General features: G+C 39.5%; 22 protein-coding genes. 7 read left to right on the top strand and 15 right to left on the bottom strand.

Features of this window, described 5'->3' with window-relative positions:
- Positions 1-40 precede the first annotated feature (40 nt).
- Complete coding sequence (locus tag F4W09_RS17090) at positions 41-208, top strand: hypothetical protein (RefSeq protein ID WP_171492389.1); 168 nt, start codon at positions 41-43, stop codon at positions 206-208.
- A 90-nt stretch (positions 209-298) separates the two neighbouring features.
- Here the strand turns inward: F4W09_RS17090 and F4W09_RS03755 are convergent, their stop codons facing one another.
- Positions 299-1000, bottom strand: coding sequence for a Crp/Fnr family transcriptional regulator (locus F4W09_RS03755; RefSeq protein WP_151504073.1), 702 nt, complete (start codon positions 998-1000; stop codon positions 299-301).
- Positions 1001-1094: 94 nt separating this feature from the next.
- Between F4W09_RS03755 and F4W09_RS03750 the strand changes: the two genes are divergently transcribed.
- Positions 1095-1625, top strand: coding sequence for an Mpo1 family 2-hydroxy fatty acid dioxygenase (locus tag F4W09_RS03750; protein ID WP_151504072.1), 531 nt, complete (start codon positions 1095-1097; stop codon positions 1623-1625).
- Between the two features lie 198 nt (positions 1626-1823).
- Here the strand turns inward: F4W09_RS03750 and F4W09_RS03745 are convergent, their stop codons facing one another.
- From F4W09_RS03745 to F4W09_RS03705, 9 genes are all read right to left on the bottom strand, one after another.
- Positions 1824-2435, bottom strand: a complete 612-nt coding sequence (locus tag F4W09_RS03745; protein WP_151504071.1) for a superoxide dismutase — start codon at positions 2433-2435, stop codon at positions 1824-1826.
- 297 nt (positions 2436-2732) lie between these two features.
- Positions 2733-3824, bottom strand: a complete 1092-nt coding sequence (gene ychF / locus F4W09_RS03740; protein ID WP_016167525.1) for a redox-regulated ATPase YchF — start codon at positions 3822-3824, stop codon at positions 2733-2735.
- A 113-nt stretch (positions 3825-3937) separates the two neighbouring features.
- Positions 3938-4597 (bottom strand): methionine ABC transporter permease, encoded by a 660-nt coding sequence (locus F4W09_RS03735; RefSeq protein ID WP_151504070.1) that lies wholly within the window; start codon positions 4595-4597, stop codon positions 3938-3940.
- Positions 4590-5648, bottom strand: coding sequence for a methionine ABC transporter ATP-binding protein (locus F4W09_RS03730; protein WP_151504069.1), 1059 nt, complete (start codon positions 5646-5648; stop codon positions 4590-4592). The genes F4W09_RS03735 and F4W09_RS03730 overlap by 8 nt, the downstream gene beginning before the upstream one ends.
- Positions 5649-5659: 11 nt before the next feature.
- Positions 5660-6502 (bottom strand): MetQ/NlpA family ABC transporter substrate-binding protein, encoded by an 843-nt coding sequence (locus F4W09_RS03725; RefSeq protein ID WP_151504068.1) that lies wholly within the window; start codon positions 6500-6502, stop codon positions 5660-5662.
- 9 nt (positions 6503-6511) lie between these two features.
- Positions 6512-7354, bottom strand: coding sequence for a MetQ/NlpA family ABC transporter substrate-binding protein (locus F4W09_RS03720; protein ID WP_044739484.1), 843 nt, complete (start codon positions 7352-7354; stop codon positions 6512-6514).
- A gap of 31 nt (positions 7355-7385) precedes the next feature.
- Positions 7386-8801, bottom strand: coding sequence for an LLM class flavin-dependent oxidoreductase (locus tag F4W09_RS03715; RefSeq protein WP_151504067.1), 1416 nt, complete (start codon positions 8799-8801; stop codon positions 7386-7388).
- Positions 8801-10024: an SfnB family sulfur acquisition oxidoreductase gene (locus F4W09_RS03710; RefSeq protein ID WP_151504066.1), complete on the bottom strand. Its 1224-nt coding sequence runs from the start codon at positions 10022-10024 to the stop codon at positions 8801-8803. The genes F4W09_RS03715 and F4W09_RS03710 overlap by 1 nt, the downstream gene beginning before the upstream one ends.
- 10 nt (positions 10025-10034) lie before the next feature.
- A complete protein-coding gene (locus F4W09_RS03705) occupies positions 10035-11237 on the bottom strand; it encodes an SfnB family sulfur acquisition oxidoreductase (protein ID WP_151504065.1) in 1203 nt (400 codons plus the stop codon).
- 371 nt (positions 11238-11608) lie between these two features.
- Here F4W09_RS03705 and F4W09_RS03700 point away from each other — a divergent pair, with 371 nt between their 5' ends.
- A complete protein-coding gene (locus F4W09_RS03700) occupies positions 11609-12379 on the top strand; it encodes a glutathione S-transferase family protein (protein WP_016167533.1) in 771 nt (256 codons plus the stop codon).
- Positions 12380-12635: 256 nt separating this feature from the next.
- Positions 12636-13106, top strand: a complete 471-nt coding sequence (locus tag F4W09_RS03695; protein WP_016167534.1) for an Lrp/AsnC family transcriptional regulator — start codon at positions 12636-12638, stop codon at positions 13104-13106.
- A gap of 106 nt (positions 13107-13212) precedes the next feature.
- Here F4W09_RS03695 and F4W09_RS03690 read toward each other — a convergent pair whose 3' ends face one another.
- The 5 genes from F4W09_RS03690 to F4W09_RS03670 all read right to left on the bottom strand — a co-directional run bounded on the left by F4W09_RS03690 (position 13213) and on the right by F4W09_RS03670 (position 19732).
- The gene (locus F4W09_RS03690; RefSeq protein WP_016167535.1) at positions 13213-13962 is read right to left on the bottom strand and encodes a YebC/PmpR family DNA-binding transcriptional regulator; all 750 of its coding nucleotides are present in this window, start codon (positions 13960-13962) and stop codon (positions 13213-13215) included.
- A gap of 116 nt (positions 13963-14078) precedes the next feature.
- The gene (locus F4W09_RS03685) at positions 14079-14639 is read right to left on the bottom strand and encodes a 1-acyl-sn-glycerol-3-phosphate acyltransferase (RefSeq protein ID WP_044739488.1); all 561 of its coding nucleotides are present in this window, start codon (positions 14637-14639) and stop codon (positions 14079-14081) included.
- A gap of 609 nt (positions 14640-15248) precedes the next feature.
- Positions 15249-16667, bottom strand: coding sequence for an NAD(P)/FAD-dependent oxidoreductase (locus tag F4W09_RS03680; protein WP_171492392.1), 1419 nt, complete (start codon positions 16665-16667; stop codon positions 15249-15251).
- Between the two features lie 34 nt (positions 16668-16701).
- On the bottom strand, positions 16702-18027 hold the full coding sequence (locus tag F4W09_RS03675) for an APC family permease (protein WP_151504064.1): 1326 nt from the start codon (positions 18025-18027) through the stop codon (positions 16702-16704).
- A 208-nt stretch (positions 18028-18235) separates the two neighbouring features.
- Positions 18236-19732, bottom strand: coding sequence for an APC family permease (locus F4W09_RS03670; RefSeq protein WP_151504063.1), 1497 nt, complete (start codon positions 19730-19732; stop codon positions 18236-18238).
- A 676-nt stretch (positions 19733-20408) separates the two neighbouring features.
- Between F4W09_RS03670 and F4W09_RS03665 the strand changes: the two genes are divergently transcribed.
- From F4W09_RS03665 to F4W09_RS03655, 3 genes are all read left to right on the top strand, one after another.
- Complete coding sequence (locus F4W09_RS03665) at positions 20409-21845, top strand: gamma-aminobutyraldehyde dehydrogenase (RefSeq protein ID WP_151504312.1); 1437 nt, start codon at positions 20409-20411, stop codon at positions 21843-21845.
- Between the two features lie 62 nt (positions 21846-21907).
- Entirely contained in the window at positions 21908-22384 is a 477-nt protein-coding gene (locus F4W09_RS03660) for an ester cyclase (RefSeq protein WP_044739491.1), read from the top strand.
- Between the two features lie 346 nt (positions 22385-22730).
- A complete protein-coding gene (locus F4W09_RS03655) occupies positions 22731-23186 on the top strand; it encodes a DUF2147 domain-containing protein (protein ID WP_016167542.1) in 456 nt (151 codons plus the stop codon).
- Positions 23187-23250 lie beyond the last annotated feature (64 nt).

The raw sequence follows: 23250 nt of genomic DNA, 5'->3' as shown, positions 1-23250 counted from the left end.
ATGTGAAAAGTCACATTTATTATCGCGAGGTTATCGCTTTATGCGGAAAATATCTGTCCTAACTTTTAGTCTTTTATGCGTATTTAGTTCAACTGTGAATGCGCAACTTGTACAAGTACATACAGCTTTGCATGATTCTGTTGCACAAGAAGTTGCACCTTGCACCAATGGCTTTGATGACGTTAATGTCTGTCAATTAACTTCTTAAATTAATGTTGCTTTTTGGTGCTTTAAACATTTAATGCACATTTATGGTGAAAAATTTTGCACCATAAAATGACAGTTGATGTTGATGAATTCAACTCTGTCGAGTATGTGCTAAGCGATGTAATTGCTCTTGATCTATAATTTCAATTTTTTTAAATGCCAGATTTAACACCCCCAGTTTTTCTAAAGCCTGCAATTCTTGATTCACCGTTTGCCGTGAGCAAGTTAGCATCTGCGCAAGTTGCTCTTGACTGAGTTGAATGACATTTTTTTCAATCAGTACATGATTGCCATAGCCTTGTAAAATCAGCATTAATCGTAGAGCAAGCCGTTGCCTGATGGTCTGAGTTTGAATTGAAATTAGCTCTAAAAAGGCAATACGTAATTTCTGGCTGGTGAGTTGAGCAATATGAAACCAGAACTGAGGCTGTGTAGTGAGTAAAGTGTGGATAGCCACACTAGGAATATGCAGGATTCGTGTTTTTTGAATCGCAATGGCATCGTGGGAGCGCGGTTGCTGATCAATTAAAGAGATTTCACCGAACCACATGATGGGTTCTGCAATTGCAGCAATAGATTCTGTACCTTCAATATCGACATAACCTAAGCGTACTGCACCATCGAGTACCGCATAGATTCCATCAAAAGCATCTCCAGAATAAAAAATAGCTTGTTCTTTCTGATAGTGCTGTATAAGCGCATGTTCCTGAATAAACTGCTGAAAGGGGAGCGGTAATTCAGAATACCAACGGTTATTGGCAAGATGTTGAAGATCATCCATTTGCAGTGTCATGGGTATCCTTATTTTTTGAATTGTCGGCTAGGTGACAACTATAAAAATGATTTTTTTATATAGTGAGTTTATGCATCTTACAAGGACGATCCCAATGAGTAAATTAGAACAACTTTTAAGCCAGTATGCAGCTTATCATCTTGATCATAAAAATATTTTAACGCACTTTGTCGGGATTCCGCTGATTGTGTTTTCTATTATGTGTTTGACTGCACGGGCAGGGTTTCACTTTTCAGGATTTGAAATTACCTTAGCATTGGTCTTGATTATAGTGAGTTGTGCGTATTATTTGAAATTAGATCTCTGGTTTGGCTGTATTATGTTATTGCTATTTTCTGCGGTCTATCCTTTGGCATTAAAGATTGCTGGTTTTGGTTTGGCGACGTGGTTAATGCTAAGTGTTGGTATTTTTGTGGTGGGCTGGGTATTTCAGTTTGTTGGGCATTTTTATGAAAAGAAAAAACCAGCCTTTGTCGATGATTTAGTCGGTTTGATCATTGGTCCGTTATTTGTGTTAGCAGAAGCAATTTTTATGATGGGCTTTAGACAAGAATTGCAACAACGTATATTGGAACAGGCGCGAAAGCAACGCGCAGCGATGGATACGAAACCAGTGCAGATTTAGTCCTTAAATTCAGCCTGCCCAATGCTTTGCATGATTGATAGAGACGCATTCGGCAGGATTCTTCAACGTTAGAATGCATTTAAGGATGTTGCCACTTTATAAATGCAAAGTAAGGCACCACTTAGCAAAATAAGTACTCCCAATATAAAGCGTAGTTGATGAAATGCGGTCATAGGTAGGTCAGTGGCTGCGTACATATTACTGAATGGCCAGTTCATAACGTCGGTTGACTTCTTGCCAGTCGACAACATTAAAAAAAGCTGAAATATATTCGGGTCGTCTGTTCTGATATTTCAGGTAATAGGCATGTTCCCATACATCGAGTGCTAAAACGGGCGTGTGACCCTGCATGAGTGGCGAGTCCTGATTGGCACTGCTCTCTACCAATAATTTTTGATCTGGCGTAACGGTTAGCCAAGCCCATCCGCTACCAAAGCGAGTGAGTGCCGCTTTGGTAAAAGCCTCTTTAAAGTTGTCAAATCCGCCTAGCTCAGCCTCTATCGCTACCGCAATTTTGCCTATAGGTTGTCCACCGCCTTGAGGACTCATAACAGTCCAGAATAAGCTGTGGTTGGCATGTCCACCTGCGTTGTTAATGACATTATTTTTGAGTTGTGTTGGAACATCATTTACCTGCGTGACTAATTGCTCCACAGTTAAGTTTTTCCACGGTGTCCCTTCAATGCCTGCATTAATATTATTGATGTAAGTCTGATGATGCTTACGATGATGAATTTCCATGGTTTTCGCATCAATATGGGGTTCGAGTGCATCATAGGCATAAGGTAAATGGGGAAGCGTATAAGCCATAGCATCATCCTTTCAATCTAAGTTTTTAGTTATGTATGCATAGGAGTGTAGGCGATGTTGGATTTAATGTAAATATAATGATAATTATTATCATTATATTTATCAAATAAAGTTTTACTTAACCTGAGTCACTTATGTTTGAATGATGTTAAAGATTTCAGGTGACAGAAACGGGAGGGGCACTTTGCATCTTATGTACACGAAGTTAAGCGCTGTTGTTGATGAGCTTGGTTAACTCATATTTAGAATATAAAAAAGCCAGTGTTATCACTGGCTTTTAGCAATATCTAAATGAAATTAGACATTGAAACGGAAATGTAAAACGTCGCCGTCTTGTACCACGTAAGTTTTACCTTCTAGACGCCATTTACCAGCTTCTTTGGCACCCGCTTCACCGTTGTATTGAATGAAGTCATCATAAGCAATACATTCAGCACGGATAAAGCCTTTTTCAAAGTCAGTGTGAATGACACCCGCAGCTTGTGGTGCAGTTGCACCAACTTTTACAGTCCAAGCACGTACTTCTTGTACGCCTGCCGTGAAGTAAGTTTGTAAGCCAAGGAGTGAGTAACCTGCACGGATCACCACGTTCAGACCAGGCTCTTCCATACCCATCGCTTCAAGGAATTCAGCACGGTCTTCATCTTCAAGTAGCGAAATTTCAGCTTCGATTTGGTTGCAAAGTGGAACCACAATCGCATTTTCTTCAGCAGCAAGTTTTTTAACTGCGTCTAAATGCGGGTTGTTTTCAAAACCATCTTCAGCCACGTTAGCGATGTACATGGTTGGTTTTAAAGTCATTAAACCAAAACCACGTACCAATTTACGTTCATCGTCATCAAGCGTGGCAGCACGAGCTGGTTTACCTTCATCTAATAAAGGTAGAATTTTGTCTAAAACAGCTTTTGTTGCAATCGCATCTTTATCACCACTTTTCGCTGATTTAGCTAAACGTGTTACTGCTTTGGTTACAGTTTCCAAGTCCGCAAGTGCAAGTTCAGTATTGATGGTGGCAATATCATCTAAGGGGTCAATTTTACCATTCACGTGAATGACGTTTTCATCTTCAAAACAACGAACCACGTGTGCAATCGCATCAGTTTCACGGATGTTGGCAAGGAATTGGTTACCTAAACCTTCACCTTTAGACGCGCCAGCAACCAAACCTGCGATGTCTACAAATTCCATTGTGGTTGGAAGCACACGTTGTGGTTTTACGATGGCAGTTAATTTGTCTAAACGTAAATCTGGAACAGGAACAATCCCTGTGTTTGGTTCAATGGTACAGAACGGGAAGTTTTCTGCCGCAATTGCTGCTTTAGTTAACGCATTGAAAAGGGTAGATTTACCAACGTTCGGCAAGCCGACAATACCGCAATTAAAACCCATGAAATGACTCACAACGTATTATTTAAAAATTGGCGCTGATTTTACATGAAAGCCATGACAAAGTCAGGTCATGGCTCGTATCTTTCTTTTCGGCACCTTCAAGTGCATGATTGTTAAACTTTTCGTTTGTCTAGTTGTTGTGCAAGTGCATCTCCTGTTGCTTGTACTAACATAACCAGAACCACTAAAACTACAATAACCGCGAGCATGATTTGCATATCGAAACGTTGATAACCATAACGATAGGCAATATCACCTAATCCACCTGCGCCAATGGCACCTGCAATCGCTGAAGAATTAATCATAGTGACAATTGTTACGGTAAAGCCTGCCACAATTCCAGGTAAAGCTTCAGGCAGTAATACATGCCAAATGATTTGTTTACGGTTACAACCAATGGCTTGCGCGGCTTCAATTAGGCCTTGATCGACCTCACGTAAGCTCACTTCAGCAATACGTGCAAAGAAGGGTGTTGCAGCTAAGGTGAGAGGCACAACGGCAGCCCAAACGCCATAACTGGTGCCAACAATAAAGCGTGTTAAAGGAATCAAGGCTACCATTAAAATCAGGAAAGGCACCGAACGGGTAATATTCACCACCCAACCCAAAGCTTGGTTAATCGGTTTTGAGGGATAAATGCCGTGTTCACTGGTATTTACCAGTATGACTGCCATAGGTAAACCAATTAGGAAAGCTAAAATTGCCGATACGCCGACCATAATCAGCGTATCAACAGTTCCTGTGAGCAAAAGGTCAATGAGTTGGTCATGCATAGCCTAATACCTCAATTTTGGCAAACTGGTGTTGCAGTTGTTGTTTAAGCTGATGGATATCCAGATCATGCTGTGGCACAGCCACCACAAATTTTCCAATCAAATGTTCCTGAATTGAATCAATATGACTTTGATACAGATGAACAGGGCGATCGATTGCCGAGAATATCGAATTTAGATCTGGTGCATGTTGCAGGGGTGAGGCATAACTTAATCGCAAAATCACCTGACTCGATTCTGCTAGTGGTTGCTCGTGTAACTGAAAGGGCAAATCTAATTGTTCTAAATTGAGCAACTCTTGAGTAATTTGCTGCTGAGGATTGGAAAATACCGACCAGACTTGTCCAGACTCCACGATTTCACCGTGTTCAATCACTACAACTTGGTCGCAAATTTCACGGATGACTTGCATTTCATGAGTAATCAGGACAATGGTAATACCGAGGGTTTGATTGATTTCCTTGAGCAGCGATAACACCACTGAGGTACTTTCTGGATCAAGTGCGGAGGTCGCTTCATCACATAATAATATTTCAGGATGATGTACCAACGCTCGGGCAATACCAACCCGTTGTTTTTGCCCACCTGAAAGTTGGGCAGGATAGTTTTGTGCTTTATTGGTTAAACCCACCAGCTCTAGTACTTCACTGACCCGTTGTTGAATTTCAGTGGTACTGTAATTGGCAATTTTAAGCGGTAGCGCGACATTGTCCCACACCGTTTTGGCAGACATTAAATTGAAGTGCTGAAAGATCATACCAATGCGCTGACGTAATTGGATGAGTTCTGCATGATCGAGTTCAGCCAAATTCTGTTGGTGGATGTGAATGCTACCTTCACTGACTTTTTCTAGGCCATTGAGTGTACGCAATAGGGAAGATTTTCCCGCACCACTTTTACCAATAATGCCGAAAATCTTACCTTCAGGAATATCCAAATCGATATTCTTTAGTGCATGGACTTGTTGGTTTTGTACTGCATAATACTTGTTCAAATTACGGATTTTGATATGTGGAAGGGAAAAATCCACATGAGAACCAAAACTCACCATTGTCTTTCTCCTTATTTCCAGCCTTCAAACCACATTTTGCTGCCAAAATCTCGGTCTAAAATCTCTTGAACTTTTTTAGAGTTTTGGAAAGCTTTAACGAAAGTGGCTAATTTTTGATTGTGATCGCTATAGTCTTTACGCGTGACGAACAAAATTGCATATTTTTTATCGATAGGGTCGAGAAACAGAGCGCTATGCGGATCGGTTACTTTCGCCATTTTTAAGTAATGTGGAAAACCAAAGATGAGGTCGGCATCGTTATATGCATGTGCAGTTTGTGGCCCTTCAACTTCAATAAATTGCAGTTGTTTCGGATTTTGGATGATGTCCTGCACAGTCGAAAGTTCGTTATTGATGTCTTTCAATTGAATCAAACCTGCACGGTGCAGCAAAATCAGTGCGCGGGCAGAGTTTACAGGATCATTCGGAATGACCACGCGGGCTTTGTTTGGGAGTTCCTCTAAAGACTTATATTTTTTAGAATATAGTCCAACATGACTGCCTGTACCTGTGGCAAAGGCATGTAAGTCATATTGAGTTTCACGAATTGCATTGCGTAAAAAGACGCTTTGCTGGAAAAAGTTGGCATCAATATCGCCGTTTTGTACTGCGACATTTGGTGCATGCCAGTCAGAGAATTCGACCAGTTTGACCTGAATCCCTTGTTTTTTTACATCATCTGCAACACTTTGCAGCAGCTCTGCATAAGGTGGGCTAATGCCAATGGTTAAAACATCTTGTTGTGCCTGACTTTTGCTGTAGCGGTAAACCGCTACAGCAGCAATCAAGATTACAACGGTCAGTCCAATCAGCCATACCTTACGATTTTGGGGCTTAAAAACTGAATCTGTCATTGCTCAATCTCACTTCCAGCCAGGGAACCAAAGTTTTGAGCCAATCTCATCATTCAAAGTTTGTTTAACTTTGGCAGAAGTCTGATAAATTTTGATAAATTTTTCTAATTGTGCTGCTTTCTCTGGGTGTTGCTGTTGGTAGTCATCGCGCACCACAAATAGAATCGAATAACGAGTATTGGTATTGTCATCTAAAATCAGCGCATCATTCGGGTCAATGGTTTTGGCAAGACGTAAATAATGTGGGTAACTGAAAACTAAGTCAGCATCATCCACTGCGCGTGCCGTTTGCGGACCTTCAACTTCAATAAATTGCAGCTTTTTAGGATTGGCAGCAATGTCTTGTAAGTTAGATAAATGATTCTCTGGATTTTTTAAGGTAATTAGTTTGGCTTGTTGTAACAGCAACAATGCACGACCTTGATTCACAGGATCATTTGGAATGACTACGCGAGCTTGATCTGGTAGTTCATCCAGTGAATGGTATTTCTTGGAGTATAGGCCAACATGGGTTGTGACGCCCTTATCCAATGCTTTCAGTTTGAATTGAGTTTCTTTGATAGCATTGTCCAAGAAGGGTTGATGCTGGAAATAATTGGCATCAATATCACCATGATTCAAAGTAATATTCGGGGTATTCCAGTCGGAAAATTCCACCAGTTTGACATTGATCCCTTGTTGTTTCGCCTCTTCGACGGCAACCTTTAATGGGTTAGCAAAGGGTGGGCTAATACCAATCACTAACTCGGTATTGCTGGTCTTTTTATGGTAACTCCACGCCACCAGCCCAATCACCAGTGCAGCGACAAGTACCCCTAAAAAGGTAAATTTATTTTTTGCAGTTAAAGCCATGTTATCTCTCGTATTTTCAAATTTACAGCTGTTAAGCTGTCTGTTTTTCTGAATGTGTGGTTAAGTCTGGAGACGAATTTGAGCTTAAACATCGGAACTGCTGTACAGGATGATGATCGGCAAGATGGTCGCCTTGTTGAAACAGTTTGTGTCTTAAACTGCCTTCGCTGTAGCTTGTTTTGTAGCGCCCACGTTGTTGCAATTCAGGAATGACATAGCGAATAAAGTCTTGATGTGATTCTGGGGCAACCGTGCGGGTCAGATTAAAGCCATCGATGCCTGTTTCATCGATCCACCGAATCAGTTGTTCTGCCACAGCCGCGCCACTTCCAATAATGAGGGGATAACGTCCACCCAAGACATGCTGTGCTTTTAAGTCATTGCGTGTAATGGTTTGTTCTTTAAACTTTTGATTGACTGAGGCAATGCTATTGGTTTTTTGATAAGGAATCGCTTCATCATCAGCAAATTTGGATAAATCGATGCCTACCGAACTGGAGTAATGTGCTAAACCCGCTTCAGGACTGGCATAGCGGATATATTCAGCCAATTTTTCTTGAGCCAATGCATCCGTTTCTGCGGTCACAACCGTAATGCCTACAAAGATTTTAACGTTATTTGCATCTCGACCTTGAGCAACTGCGAGGGCACGAATTTTATCGACCTGTTGCTTAATCTTCTCTGGTCGATCTCCACCAATAAAAATACCTTCTGCATGTTGAGTCGCAAATGCTAAACCACGTGGCGAAGCGCCTGCCTGATATAAAACGGGGGTACGCTGTGGTGAGGGAGAGACTTGAAACACTCCCTGACTTTGATAAAACTGTCCCTGATGCTGAATGGCATGTACTTTAGCGGGATCGGTAAAAATACGCTGTGTTTTATCTTTCAATACCGCGTCATTTTCCCAAGAGCCTTCCCAAAACTTATAGCAAAGCTCAAGAAATTCTTCGGCTTGAGCATAACGCAGGTCATGTTCTTTTAGGCCTTTTTGTCCCACCAATCGTTCTGCGCTATCCAAATAGCCAGTCACAATATTCCAACCGATACGACCTTGGGTTAAATGGTCTAAACTTGCAAAACGACGGGCAAATTGATATGGATTTTCATAGCTTAAATTAACCGTAACACCAAAACCCAAATGTTGAGTTGCGGCAGCCATAGCTGAAACCAAGGTACTTGGATCATGACTAGGCAACTGGATCGATTCTTTCAGAGTTAAATCAATGCCATTCTGATAGACATCATAAACACCTGTAATGTCGGCAATAAATAGACCGTCAAATAAGCCTTGTTCTAAGGTTTGTGCCAATTCAGTCCAATAACTGAGTTCATTAAAACGGTGCGATTGATCTCGCGGATGTGTCCATAAGCCATGATTGATATGCCCAACAGAATTCATATCAAAAGCATTTAAAATAATCTTTTTCGGCGTTTGTTGTGTCATTACAAAGTCCCTCGACGTGGAGGGCGAATGCCGTTGAGGGTATAATTGGCAATGAAGTAATACTTCCAACGTGCCGCATCATGCAGGGTATGTACGCGGGCGTTACGCCAGAAACGATCTAAACCATCTACACGCTGGCTACCACGGCTACCTGCCAGTTCAATCAGTTTGGACGATGCTTTAAGTGCGGTTTCACTACTATGGGCACGTACTTTGGCAACGTCTAAAGACGCTTGAGTAATGTTGTCTTCGGTGGGTTGCGGTTTGGCGGCATCGATAGAGCGAGCGGCTTGTTTTAATAACACTTCGCTAGCGCGAACATCTGCCACGACACGACCTAATTCTAATAAGGTGAGTGGGTCTTGGGTTGCAGCATCTACACCTGAATCAATCCAAGGACGGGCTTGACGAACGCGAACCAAGGTTTCTTCAAAAGCAGCACGGGCGATGCCTGTTTCAATTGCCGCATGCATAATTTGGGCAAAAGGTCCAACCAAAGTAGGCTGTTGAAAGGCTTGATCGAAAGGAATTACATCTTCTGCAGCAACAAAGACTTGATGGAATTTAACCGTACCGCTGCCTGTAGTGCGTTGTCCAAATCCCGACCAATCATCAATCAGCTCTAAGCCTTCACTGTTACGTGGAATAAAGGCCAGAAATTCACGGTCATGGGCATCTTTGACTAAAGTGGGAATACGATGTGCAAACAAACTGCCTGTGCAATAGAATTTCTCACCATTGACGATAAAACCATTTGCTGTCGGAGAAATTGCGGTTTGTTTTTGTGCAGCATTCTTGGTTTTAAATTCTGCAAGCGCATTACCAAAGCGCGCACCTTGCAATACTTCCTGATACAGTTTTTGTTTTTGTTGTTCAGTACCTGTATTACGTAGTACTTCAAGGGCATAGAAGTGATTTTGTGGGATCTGACCAATTGAACCATCCACACCACTCATAAGGGCAATAATCTGCGCCACGGTATAGCTCGAAACTTCAGCACCCCCATATTGTTTAGGTACCGTAATAGCCCAAAGTCCAGACTGGCTATAAGCTTCAATTTCATCAAAAGGCAAAATGCGCTCAGCATCGCGCAGAATCGCATTGTGCTTGAATTGTTCTGCCAAGGTATGCGCAATTTCTAAGGCTTCGGCATCGGATTGAATAATATGTGCGGGTGCAAGTTGTGCTGCCTGTGCAGGGGAAATACTTTGAAATGAGGTCATGTTATTCTCCTTAAATCCATGCATGGCGGGCAGGTAATTTATGATTCAGGTAATAATCACCTAGCGCATGCAGTTTCCAACGCACAGGATCATGTAAGGTGTGCACACGTGCATTACGCCAGTGCTGATCTAAATTGAATTGACTTAAACTCGAACGACTGCCCCCGAGTTCGAGCAGTTTTTCAGAAATATTCAGTGCTGCATCATTGGCATAAATTTTGGCTTCAGCGACGAGAATAGAGGCACGTGCAGCTTGCTCATCGGTTACACTCTCAAGCTGATCTAACTCATCTAAATACTCTGCGGCTTCATCGAGCAGTAAAATAGCGGCCTCAAGTTGAATTTGCAGTTTGCCTACTTCTTGTAGGGTGTAATGTTCAAAGCTGGCTTTTTCCACTTGAGCATCGACAATTGGACGCGCTTTTTTGATGGTTGCCAACGTATCTTCAAAGGCAGCCTCAGCAATGCCGACATCAATCGCGACTTGTAACAGTTGCGAATAAGCACCACGATAGGTAGGTGCTGCCGTTAAAGGACGTTCATCAAAGATCAGGAAAGGATCAATTTCCACATGGTTCAGACGGACTGAGCCACTCGATGTTGTACGTTGTCCAAAACCATCCCAATCATCAATGACTTCAATGCCTTGTGCTTCACGATTTACGATGACGAGTACTACATGACCTTCAGGATGAATGGCTTTAATGGCTAACCAATGCGCGAAGCTGCTGCCTGTGGAATAGAATTTTTCACCTTGAAGATAGTAGTGGCCATTTTCAATACTCAAAATGGTGTTGAGTGTTTTAGAGTCTTTGGTATGGCGCTCAGGACCACCATTGGCAAGGCGTTTACCTGCTAAAATTTCTTGAAAAATGAACTGCTTTTGCGCTTCGGTGCCCATCAAGTCAATGAGGTAAAGTAAACTAATTTGATTTTGTGGGATTTGCCCGATGCTCGAATCGGCTTTATTCAAAATACGGAATACGCGTGCCAGTGTTTTATTGGAAACATAAGCACCGCCATATTGTTTGGGAATTCTTAAACCGCCTAAGCCTTTTTGGCTAAATTGTTCAATTTCTGCAAAAGGTAATGTACGGGTTTGATCTCGAACATTTCTTTCCTCGAGTGCAAAATCTGCAACTTGGTAAGCTGCATTAATTGCATCTTGATCATTTTTGATGATCTGTATGTTTTTAGAATTGATATAAGCCATAATGACACCTTCGAAACAATGTCAAAACGTTAATATCTCAGCTTTAAAAAATTAACTGACTGATTTCTATGTACTTATGAAAAACAATGTTTAAAACTTAAAGTGGTAAAGTTTGAATAAAAACAGATAAGTCAAATAACTGATTTTAAATAATAATTTAAATTTTGAAATTTCGGATACTGAATTTAAAGTGGCGGGTTATCTTGTTTAAAGATATTTAAGCCACAAAATTATATAACCGTACAAGGCTCAGCTATATTTATTTTGGGATAAAAATGACATTGTGTTTCTGGCTTTGACTGACTAAAGTAACAGACTGAAAGCGTTGGTTTTCTCAAAAATCAATGTTCCGATCAGCTTTTGGAGTGTTTATGCGAATTTTATACCAGTTTCCTTTATCTCATTATTGTGAGAAAGCTCGCTGGTTACTCGATCATAAACAACTTGATTTTGTTGCGCAGAATTTAATACCTGGTGTGCATCGTGCTTTTGCCCAACTTAAAACAGGACAAAATAAACTTCCGATCTTACGAGACAACGAACATTGGGTTGCAGATTCAACACAAATTGCACTGTATTTAGATCAAACTTATCCTGAACATGCTTTATTACGTGCAGACCCACATTTAAGAGAAGCTGCATTAGAAATTAATGCGTTGGCTTCCGAGCTTGGCTTACATGTACGCCGTTGGGGGTTAGCACAAAGTCTATCGGAAAGTGATGAAACTTTAGACATTATGATTGGTGAAAAAGGTTATCTGCGCCAATTTGAGAAATTTTCTAAACCTATTTTAAGAACACTGGTGTCTAAGAGCTACCAGCTTGATGCCGAAAAAGTTGAATATTCTAAGCATCAGATGGAACAGCTCATTAGTGTATTGAATCAGAAATTATTAGAAAATGATGGACGTTATTTTGTGGGCGAGCGTTTAGGGTTTGCTGATATTTCGGTCTGTTCCATGCTAGCACCCTTATTGGAAATAGCAGGAACCCCTTGGGAACGTGAAGAAGACTATATTTCAGGAAGTTCGGAAGATTTTTATATCTTCAAGCATCAACTTTTGGATTTACCTTTAGGGCAATATGTACAGCGTATATATTATACTGAACGTAATGCGCGTGTAGACTGGCGTGGTATGTAATCTTTGCTGTATTACTCATTGAAAAAAGATGTGTAATGATCACCCTTGAATAATTTTTAATTTGTATTCAAGGACATTTATGGCATTAAATTTCTATAAATCTAATGCCTGATAAAAATATCTAGTATGCATGACTTTATTTTTAGTGGAATAAACGAAATAATCGTCTTAGATATTGAACACGTATCTTGCATAATTCAAATAATTCTTACATGTGTTCTTATCTGTATTTTATTATTTTATCTTGGAGCCAGTGATGGAATTAGACCGCTTTGACAAACAGATTCTGGAAATATTAACCCATGAAGATGTGAATCTGAATGAACTGTCAGAGCGAATTAATCTTTCGGTCAGCTCAGTTCATCGCCGTATTAAACATTTGATTGATACCAATGTCATGACCAATGTACGTCGAGACATCAATTATCAAAAACTGGGTTTTAGCTTACATGTATTACTGCAAGTTTCTTTAAGTAAGCACGATACCGATACCTTTTCCAAATTTTTAGAAGAATTGGAAAGTATTCCAGAAGTGATTAATGCTTTTTTAGTCACCGGGCAGTCCGCAGATTTTATTGTGGAAGTGATTGCACGTGATATGGAAAATTACAGTCAAATTCTTCTCAATCGAATTGGTAAAATTGAGCACGTTGTTGCTTTACATTCGAGTTTTGTCATTAAGGAATACAATGTATTTAACTGTCGTGGTTTGTTGAATAAGGTTTAAACTTTCCAAATTTTAATGTCAGTTTAATCGCTGATATAAGCAATACCCTGTGTATTCATCAATAAAAAAACGCGCTTATCAGCGCGTTTTTTTATTTCTTGAAAGATTATTCATCTAGCTGAGCTAAAACTTCTTCTGTAAATTCAACGTTTGTATAAACGTTTTGCACGTCATCTAAGTCTTCAAACATATCAATCATTTTCACGATTTTTTTCGCTTGATCGATATCAGAAATCAATGCTTTAGTTGAAGGGTTCATCACGACTTCAGCATTGTCAGATTTTAAGCCAGCAGCAGTCAAAGCATCCTGTACATCACCAAACGATTCAGGTGTAGTAATGACTAGGATTTCATCTTCAGTCACTTCAATATCTTCCGCACCTGCTTCTAAAGCGACATCCATAATTTTATCTTCTAAAGAAACATCTTCAAAAGTAATTTCGCCACGTTTAGTAAACAAGAATGCCACTGAACCATTGGTACCTAAGTTACCATCAGTTTTAGAAAAACAGTGACGAACATCTGGCACAGTACGGTTTAAGTTGTCAGTCATTGTTTCTACAATGACCGCAACACCACCCACGCCATAACCTTCGTAAGTGACCTCTTTTAAATCAGCATTTTCTTCACCACCAACACCACGCTGGATTGCACGGTTGATCGTATCACGTGTCATATTTGCGACTAATGCTTTCTCAACGACAGCACGTAAACGTGGATTAGATGCAACATCACCACCGCCTAAACGGGCAGCTGTAACGATTTCACGAATAAATTTTGTGAATACTTTAGCGCGGCTCGCATCTTGTTTTGCTTTACGATGCTTAGTATTAGCCCACTTGGAATGACCCGCCATGCGAAATATGCTCCTTGTAGATTGGCTTTATGCCAAATCAAATTGAGCAGATTCTACCATAAGCCCTTTTTTCAGAGAAAGGGCTTAAGTTTGAGTTTTTAAACAATTGAACGGTGCTATTTGGGTTCAGGAATAATAATTTCCAATCCCACATTTTCTTTATACAGTTTTTGCATTAAAGCAAGGTCATGGTGTAGTTCAGTAGGATAAATTTTGCCAAAAATACCGCCTTGTTTGGTTTGAGAATTGGCATACATCAATACAATAGGCACATTGGCAGCTTTAGCAATATGCCAAAAGCCTGTACGGATAGGTTTGCGTGCTTCGCCATTTTTGGCTCGCGTTGCCTCAGGCGCAATTACCAAATTAAATTTTTCATGAGAGGCAAATAGGTCGACCATTTGTCCCACAATGTCTTGGTTCGATTTGCGGTCGACAGGGATGCCACCAATCGCTTCTAACAAGGGTTTTAAAGGACCTTTGAACAATTCCTTTTTGATAAGTGTATGAATTTTAATATCGTAAATTTGGAATAAGGCAAGAGATAAAACAGCATCCATCATTGATGTGTGCTCAAAACCTACAATTACTTGTTTGTTTTCGAGGGTATTCGGTTCTACGTGATATTGCCAGCCCGCAAGTTTAAATGCGGATTCGCCAATCATTTTTTTTAACATAGCGGATCTTAATGTTTTGGGGTTAATCAAGCTTGCTAATGTCTGCCTATTTCAAAATAAGGTCAATGGCTGGAATGATGTAATTGCGTATATAAAATACAAATGTATATTTGATCTTTTTCTATTTTGTAATGGTGTTGTGCTTATGCCAATAAATTAGCTTATTTATTGATTTTACTTATTAACTCATTGAAAAAAAGTCTTAATTTATTGGAAAAATCACTATTCATTACATTTAAACCATATTAGACTTTTGTCGTAGATGAAATGGGACTTCACTAGATATCTTTCGTTTTACCAAAGCAAGTTTAGGATTGAACAAGATGATGTATTTTTCCGCTTTTCTGTTGGTATTTTTCTTTTTTTTATTGGTTGTCATTTGGTCTTCAATTGAGTTTTATTTAGATTATCGAAAAAAGAAATCGGTTAAACCTTAAGGCTATAATTAAAAAATGTCTATTTTAATTTTTGAGTCTTATCGTTTTGATAAGTTCCGTTGAGGATAATTAAGTAAATTAATAGATGAGCTTTTTACAGAAGAGCATGATGTGCAACTCTTTAAATCAAAAGGCTGCACATAGGCAGCCTTTGAACTGATCTTAAAATGAATTAGAACGACACCATTTTCCCTGGATTAATCATGGCTCCAATGCCATACATACTTTTGGCAATTGGAATCACAATCGGTGCTAAGGTACGACCCATCGGAATATTGATGTGCTGAATTTTGGTCAGCATTTCAAAGTCATCCGATTGACCACAGAAATCGTCGGCAATGGCTTTACCGATACGTACAGTTTGCGCCACACCATGACCACTCCAACCGTGCACCGCATAAATTGGAAATTTATTGCCAGACTTACGGCTATCGGTTGCACCATTCACGGTTAAGTCGGTTTTACCACTCCAAACAAAGTCAATTTCAACCTGCTTTAATTGCGGGAAGACATGTTTAATACGTCCCAGCAAATAGTCGTGTGTTTGCTGTGCATCCCAACAAGAACCTGTGCCTTCACCCCCAAATAATAAACGGTTTTGAGAAACACCACGGTAATAGTCAATTTGGAATTGTGTATCATAGACTGGCATATCCGTCGGGAGTAACGCTTTCAAATCAAGTTCGAGTGGCGCTGTCGTACACACATAGGTATAAAATGGAATGGTAGTTTGTTTACGTTCTTCCAATAACGTGAAAGAAGCATGATGTACTGCCATCACCACACTTTTACGAGCTTTAATTACGCCATTTAATGTGGTGACATAGATACCATCACCACGCTCTTGAATAGACTTTACTTCCGTTTGTTCATAAATTTTGCCACCATTTTGACAAAAACCATAAGCCAAACCGCGGGTCAATGCTAGGGGGTGAATATGACCACCGAGATGATCCAACAAGCCACCAAAATAATTTTCAGAACGAATATGCGTACGCAATTCATCCTGACTAAGCATGGACGTATTTTTTTCTTCTAAATATTCACGTGCTTGCATACCTTCACGTAAAGCATCTAAATGTCCTGAATGAACCGCAGCCGTGATATGACCGCGTTTGCGTTGCAAACTCAGGTCATATTTTTCACTAATGTTGTCAATTAATGACATCGCTTCTGTAGAGGTAAAGTGCCACAATTTTTTTGCATCTGCAAAACTGAAGTGCTCTGCCATGGTCTCGGCCTCCCAGCGTGCCAAGCCAGGAGTGAGTTGTCCACCATTACGCCCAGAAGCGGCACTACCAATGCGGTTTTTTTCAACCAGTACCGTATCTACACCTTGTTCTGCCAAATGCAGTGCGGTCGAGGTTCCTAATAGTCCACCTCCTATCACAAGCACATCACACTCGATATTTGTATTCAGTACATCAAAAGTATGCCAATCTTGCAATGAACTTTCATAGTAGTTGGCAGGATGTTCGAACTGACCGCGTGAAGCTGCAATCCAGTTCCATTCTTTACCAGTTTGTTGATATTGGCTGGCTTTAAATGTGACATCGTTGAGTAAAATGGGTTTAGTCACTTCGATAGACATATGGAACTCTCTTTTTTAAATTTGGTAAATAAGCTTAAGCATTGCTCAGGACGATGCTTTGTTTGCGAACTTTCTTATACACAAACAACACGATACCCACAGTTAGCCAGCCGAGACCAAAATGTAGTGCACTGGACTCAAGATTGAGCCACATTGCAACGAGGGATAGTACTGATAACGCGGGTAAAAAAAGATTTAAGAAGAAGGATTTAAAGCCTGAACGTTGTTTTTCATGGATATAAAACTTCATAAATACAGAGAAGTTCACAGCCGTAAATGCAATTAAGGCACCAAAACTGATTAAATTCAGAACAGTAGATAAATCTAAAAACATCGCTGTCATAGAAACCATACCGATCGTGAGCACAGAATATAAAGGAGTACCTAATTTATGGTTCACAGAACCAAAAATGCCTTTATGGAAAATACCATCGCGACCCATGATATGAATTAAGCGTGCTGCACTAGCATGAGAAGCTAATCCAGAGGCAACAGTATTCATGATTTGTCCAACCAAAAATAATGCTTGGAATAAGGCACCGCCTACATATAAAGCAATTTCTGGTAAAGCCGCTTCTGGGTCTTTAAAACGGGCGTTATCAGGGAAGTAAAGCTGAATAAACCATGATGCCGAAATGAAAATAAATCCTCCCAATAATGTGGTCAACATGACAGCGCGAGGAATGGTTTTTTTGGGATCTTTAGTTTCGTGAGATAACGTTGTTACAGCATCAAAACCTAAAAATGAGAAACACAGAATAGATGCGCCCGTAATTAATGGCACAATGCTGGTATCACCATTAAATAATGGTTTTAAAGTTAGTACATGCTCATATCCATTAGAACCAATGCCACTAATCACCAGATATATAAAAACGACAAGTAAGATTAATGGTACGAATACAAAGAGGAGGGAAAGGTTTGCAAGGATATGAATTCTAAAACAATTTACTAAAGTGACCAATCCTGCCGCAACAAATACCCATGCCGCATAAGGTATTGTTGGCATTAAGGCATGTAGATAAATTCCAGCCAATAAGGCATTAATTAAAGGCAGCAGAATGTAGTCTAATAATGAACACCATCCAACAAAGAAACCTGCTGAATTTCCACAACTTTCAGCGGTGTAGGTATAGGCAGAACCAGGGCGCTCAGTTTGCTGGCTTAATCGGGCATAACTGAATGCTGTGAGTAACATAGCGAAGAGGGCAAACAAGTAGGCGAGAGGAACTCGACCATTGGTAATGTCCGACACAATCCCAAAAGTGTCAAAAACAGTCATTGGGGTCATATAAGCAATACCCACAATAATGACTTGCGCTAATGTGAGTTTGCGAATGTTAATACTGCGATTGTCCATGTATTAAAACCTGTAAATCGTTTTAAATCATTTGGAAAAGTCATCCATGACTTAAAAAGCTGTAAATAAGGTATAAATGTCTATAGAGCGCAGTATTCAAAGAACTCATTTCTTTAGCTACCACGCTCTGAACATGTGTTTTCAACACGCTATAAAGACAAGTTTTACGGTTGAATGATGGATTTACCTTGCTTCTTATGAAGAAGAATTAAGCTGCATTACGTTTTTGGCGTAGTTCAGCCGCATGTGCAATAGCATCATTTTCAGGTGCTTGTGATTTGCCATAAGGTTTTGCAATAAACATGTAGAGCAGGCCACTTACAATTACGAAACCTAAACCAATCAGTACAATCCAACGGTCAAAGAAAGAAGGGACATCGGCAGGTTGAGCAAGTAGATAAATTGCAACTACACCATATGCCAGAGCAAGAGCATTGATTGGCAAGCCCCAAGCACCGACACTCCACTCGCCCGCAGGTTTCCAGCCTTTTAAGCGGTTTTTCAGCGCAGCAAATACAACCATTTGGAAAGAAACATAAATACCGATGACAGCAAAGGCAGTGATTCGCGCCAAGTTATCGGGTGAGAAATACACCACAACACAGAAAATTAAAGGCAATAAGCAGCTTAGAATCATTGCATTATCAGGTACATTTTGCTTCGATAATTTTGCAATCCATTTATTACCAGGCAGCATTTGGTCGCGTGCGAACGAGAACAAAAGACGGCTTAATGCAGCTTGTAAAGACAAGATACAAGAGAGCATCGCAATAATGGCAATCACAATAAACAGATTTGCGCCATGCGTACCTAATGCATCACGTAAAATAAATGGAATAGGATCAGTTACTTGACCATTTACAATTGCTTGTAAGTTTGGTGATGCAAGTAAATAGCCTAATACTGAAACCATTGCAGAGATACAACCGAATACAATACTCAAAATCATTGCCACTGGAATTTGGCGGCTTGGATTTTTGACTTCTTCAGCGACGTTACCGCAGGCTTCAAAACCAAAGAACATGAATAAGCCAAGTAGCGAAGCAGAGAAGAAAGCTGTGGTGTATGAACCATCTTGTGCAAGAACGCCCATAGTGTCAAATACAATAGAGAACGGTTGAGCACGATGGAAAATCAATAAGTAGATTCCCAATGCGATTACGCTCACAATTTCACACCAGAAGCCAATTCGAGCAACACGTGCTAGGTTTTTGGTGCCAGACATGTTCACAACCATACATAAGATTAACAATACGATGGTCGTGAGTAAGCAATTCATTGCTGTTGGTTCATATTGGAATAATGAGGCAACAAATCCTGCACTATATTCAGCAATAGAAGTCACAGTTACGACCAATGCCCAAAGGTAAACCCATGCAGCCATCCATGCATATTTTCTCCCCCATAGGCGTCTAGCCCAAGGATAAAGTCCACCTGTAATAGGGTATTGTGAAGCTGTTTCACCAAATACGATTGCAACTAATAATTGACCAAAAGCAGCAATCATAATCCACCAAATTGATGGAGGGCCAGCAAGTGTAATCGCGAGGGCAAAGAGTGAGTAAACAGCAGTTAAAGGCGATAAATAGGTAAAACCAAGTGAGAAATTAGAGATCAATCCAATTGATCGTTCGAATTGTGAATTTTGGACAGACGAAGAACTCGTTTCTTGTCCTACATTTTCACCTATAGGAAGGTCATTCATGCAATTTCCTTATTTAGCAATAAAGTTCAATACCTAAGTATTAAAATTTTCCCAATCCTGTTTTGGGAGCGTGGAATATTTTGGGTATAAAAGGTTTTCAATTTGAATCTAGAAAATTTAATCCTTTGATGAAGATCAATAAAATTTCCTGATTTTAAATGAAATCCATTTTCTATGATTTGAGGTCTAATATCATTTATTCCCTGATATTAAAGGTTCAAATCACTATACATCTACGTAGTCTAATTTGTCTTTTTTTATAATTACAAACGAGAGCCAATTTATTAATTGGAGCAGGAGCCAATTTTTTTTAAAATAATTTTTTTGCCGTATTATTATGTTGTTTTTTATATAATGTTTGTTGATTGTTTTATTTTATTTTTTTAATTAAACTTAAATAAATCAATATATTGAAGTAAATTTACATTATGTAAAAATGTAAAGTTAAAATAAAAATGTAAAGTTAAAATGAAAAAATGTAAGTATATTAATTATAATTTTAGGATAGGTTTGTCTTAGCTTGTGTTTAAAATATTCTTGACAAAAAAAATCATAAATAATAAATAAGCAGTTGTGGTGAATAGATAGATATTTTATTTAAATTGCTGAATAAGGAAATTGCATGACAGACCTACATATTGGTGAAAATTTAGGACAGGCGAATGGATTTGTTCAAATGCACGTTAAACAATTAAAGCATTTTATTAACGGTGAATTTGTTCAAACAACAGGGGTTGAATTCTTTGATTTAATTAGCCCTGTGAACGGTCAGATTTATGCACAATCGCCAAATGCGACACAGCAAGATGTAGATTATGCCTACGATTGCGCAAAAGCTGCATTTAAAGTTTGGAGACGTTCAACACCTTCAATGCGTCAAAAGGCATTATTGGACTTTGCGGATGCATTAGAAAAAAATGCAGAACAACTGGTAGAGACGCAAAGTATAGAAACAGGTCAGCTTAAACACATGATCGCCGCAGAAGAAATAAAAACATCTGTTGATCATATCCGTTTTTTTGCGGGTGCGGCTCGTTGCTTAGAAGGGAAGGCAACTGCTGAGTATTTAGATGGTTTTACTTCAAGTATCCGTCGTGAACCTATTGGTGTGGTAGGCCAAGTTGCACCATGGAACTACCCATTATTAATGGCAGTTTGGAAAATTGCGCCTGCTTTAGCTGCTGGTAATACCGTTGTATTAAAGCCAAGTGACACCACCCCAAATAGTACTTTACAACTTGCTGAAATTGCAGCTCCGTTTTTCCCTAAAGGTGCCATTAACGTCATTTTAGGTTTGGCAGATGCAGGTTCAAAAGTTGTTTCACATCCAGTACCTGCAATGGTTTCAATTACAGGTTCAGTGCGTGCAGGACTTCAAGTTGCTGCCTCTGCTGCAAGTAATTTAGCAAAAGCGCATTTGGAACTTGGTGGCAAAGCACCTGTACTGGTATTTGAAGATGCTGACTTAGAAAAAGCAACAGATGCAATCAGCGTAGCGGGTTTCTTTAATGCAGGACAAGACTGTACCGCAGCAGCACGAGTTTTAGTCCAAGAAAGTATTTTTGATGAATTTGTGGAAAAAATGGTTGCTAAAACCAAGCAAATTCATTGCGGTTTGCCAGATGACGAAACAGCTTTATTTGGCGCACTTAATAACCAACATCAGCTTGTACATGTAAAAGGCTTTTTAGATCGCTTACCAGCGCATGCCAAAATTGTCACAGGTGGTAAACAAGTGACTCAGTACTCTGGTTTCTATTTCGAGCCGACCATCATTTGTGGTTTAGAACAGCACGATGAAGCCATTCAAAATGAAATTTTTGGACCAATTGTGACGATTCAAACCTTCAAAGATGAAGCAGACGCATTAGACAAAGCCAATGATGTTGAATTTGGTCTTGCTTCAAGTGTTTGGACCAATGATCACAGCCGTAGTATGCGTTTTAGCCGCGATTTAGATTTTGGTACGGTTTGGGTCAATGCCCATATTCCGCTTACTGCTGAAATGCCACATGGCGGTTTTAAAAAGTCAGGTTATGGCAAAGATTTATCAAGCTACGGCTTTGAAGAATATACCCGTATTAAACATGTGATGAGTGCTTACGAAGATTAATTTTCCGCATGATGCACCTGCAATCATCATTTATTAACATATTTTTTCAGAAGGGAATATACATGAAAAATATTTTACAAGCGCTTATTTTAGTTCCTGCGATGGCTGGTGTCACAGTTGTTCATGCAGCTGTACCACCTAAGCAAATCGTTACATCATATATGCAAGCTTGGAATCAACATGATGCCAACAAAGCAGCCTCTTATTTTGCTAAAGATGGTGTATTTTATGATGCTACGGTAGGCACACCACAAAAAGGGCAAGTGGCAGCACGAGATAATGTCATCAGTGTATTTATTAATGCTGTGCCTAATTTGAAATGGGAAATGACGAGTGCTCCAATTGTGAGTAAAGATGGTATTTCTTTCCAATGGCGCTTTACAGGGAATAACACTGGTGCATGGAGCAAAGATACGCCAGCAACAAATAAGCCAATTAACTTTGAGGGTGTAAGTTTTGTTCGTGTTAAAAACGACAAAATTGTTTATCAAGGTGACTACTACGATGCTGCTACTTTGAATAAACAGCTAGGTTGGTAATTCGTTAGACATAACCCAGACTCTACCGCATATCATTTATGCTCTTATGAATGAGTGAAGTTGAGTTTGGGTTATGTACTTTTCATGGTTATGGAATTTCATCTTTCGGACATGACTCGAAATTTTTGAGTGAGAACAGGGAGTAAAAAACTAATACAGCATTTGCAAGCACTAATTAATTTAGAGCAATTCCTATACGCTATGACAAGCTCAAGCAGATCTATAAAAATTCAAAAAAACGAAGCTGTATACGATTTCAGCAAACTATGCATATGATTTAAAATAATAATTCTATCGAGGATGTGCTTTGCTATAATCCCGAGGCTTTTTAATATATGACAATTTTATGAAATTTAGAATTTTATTTGCTTCGACTTTATTGTTAGGTTCAACTCAATTTTTAGCAGCAATGCCTGTTGATCAACTATTAGGCTCATGGAAGGTAATTGACGATAAATCAGGAAATTACATTACAGAAATTGCAATTCGTAAGAATTCTAAAACTCAACAATATAGTGCAGCCATCACTAAGTCGTATGCATTACCTGGTACGGCAGCCACTGATGTTTGTACGAAGTGTACAGGAGCCTTAAAAAATAAATATTTGTTTGGTTTGGAAATCCTCACTAATATGCAGGCAACGTCAAAAAATAAATTTAATAATGGGGTATGGGTTAACCCACAAAATGGTCTTGTTTATATTATTAATGCGGACCTAAGTAATACTGGTGAACAAATGAAGGTTTTCGGCAAGTCAAAGTCTGATAACACTACGACAATGATGACTTGGAAGAAATTATAAAGCAGTCTCCGAATCTCGCTATAGGAAGTCACTTTTTCATTCGTAAAAAACCATCATTTGATGG

The sequence above is a fragment of the Acinetobacter tandoii genome (assembly GCF_008867985.1).
Classification (GTDB): Bacteria; Pseudomonadota; Gammaproteobacteria; order Pseudomonadales; family Moraxellaceae; genus Acinetobacter; species Acinetobacter tandoii.
This window is presented reverse-complemented; position numbering and strand designations above follow the sequence as displayed.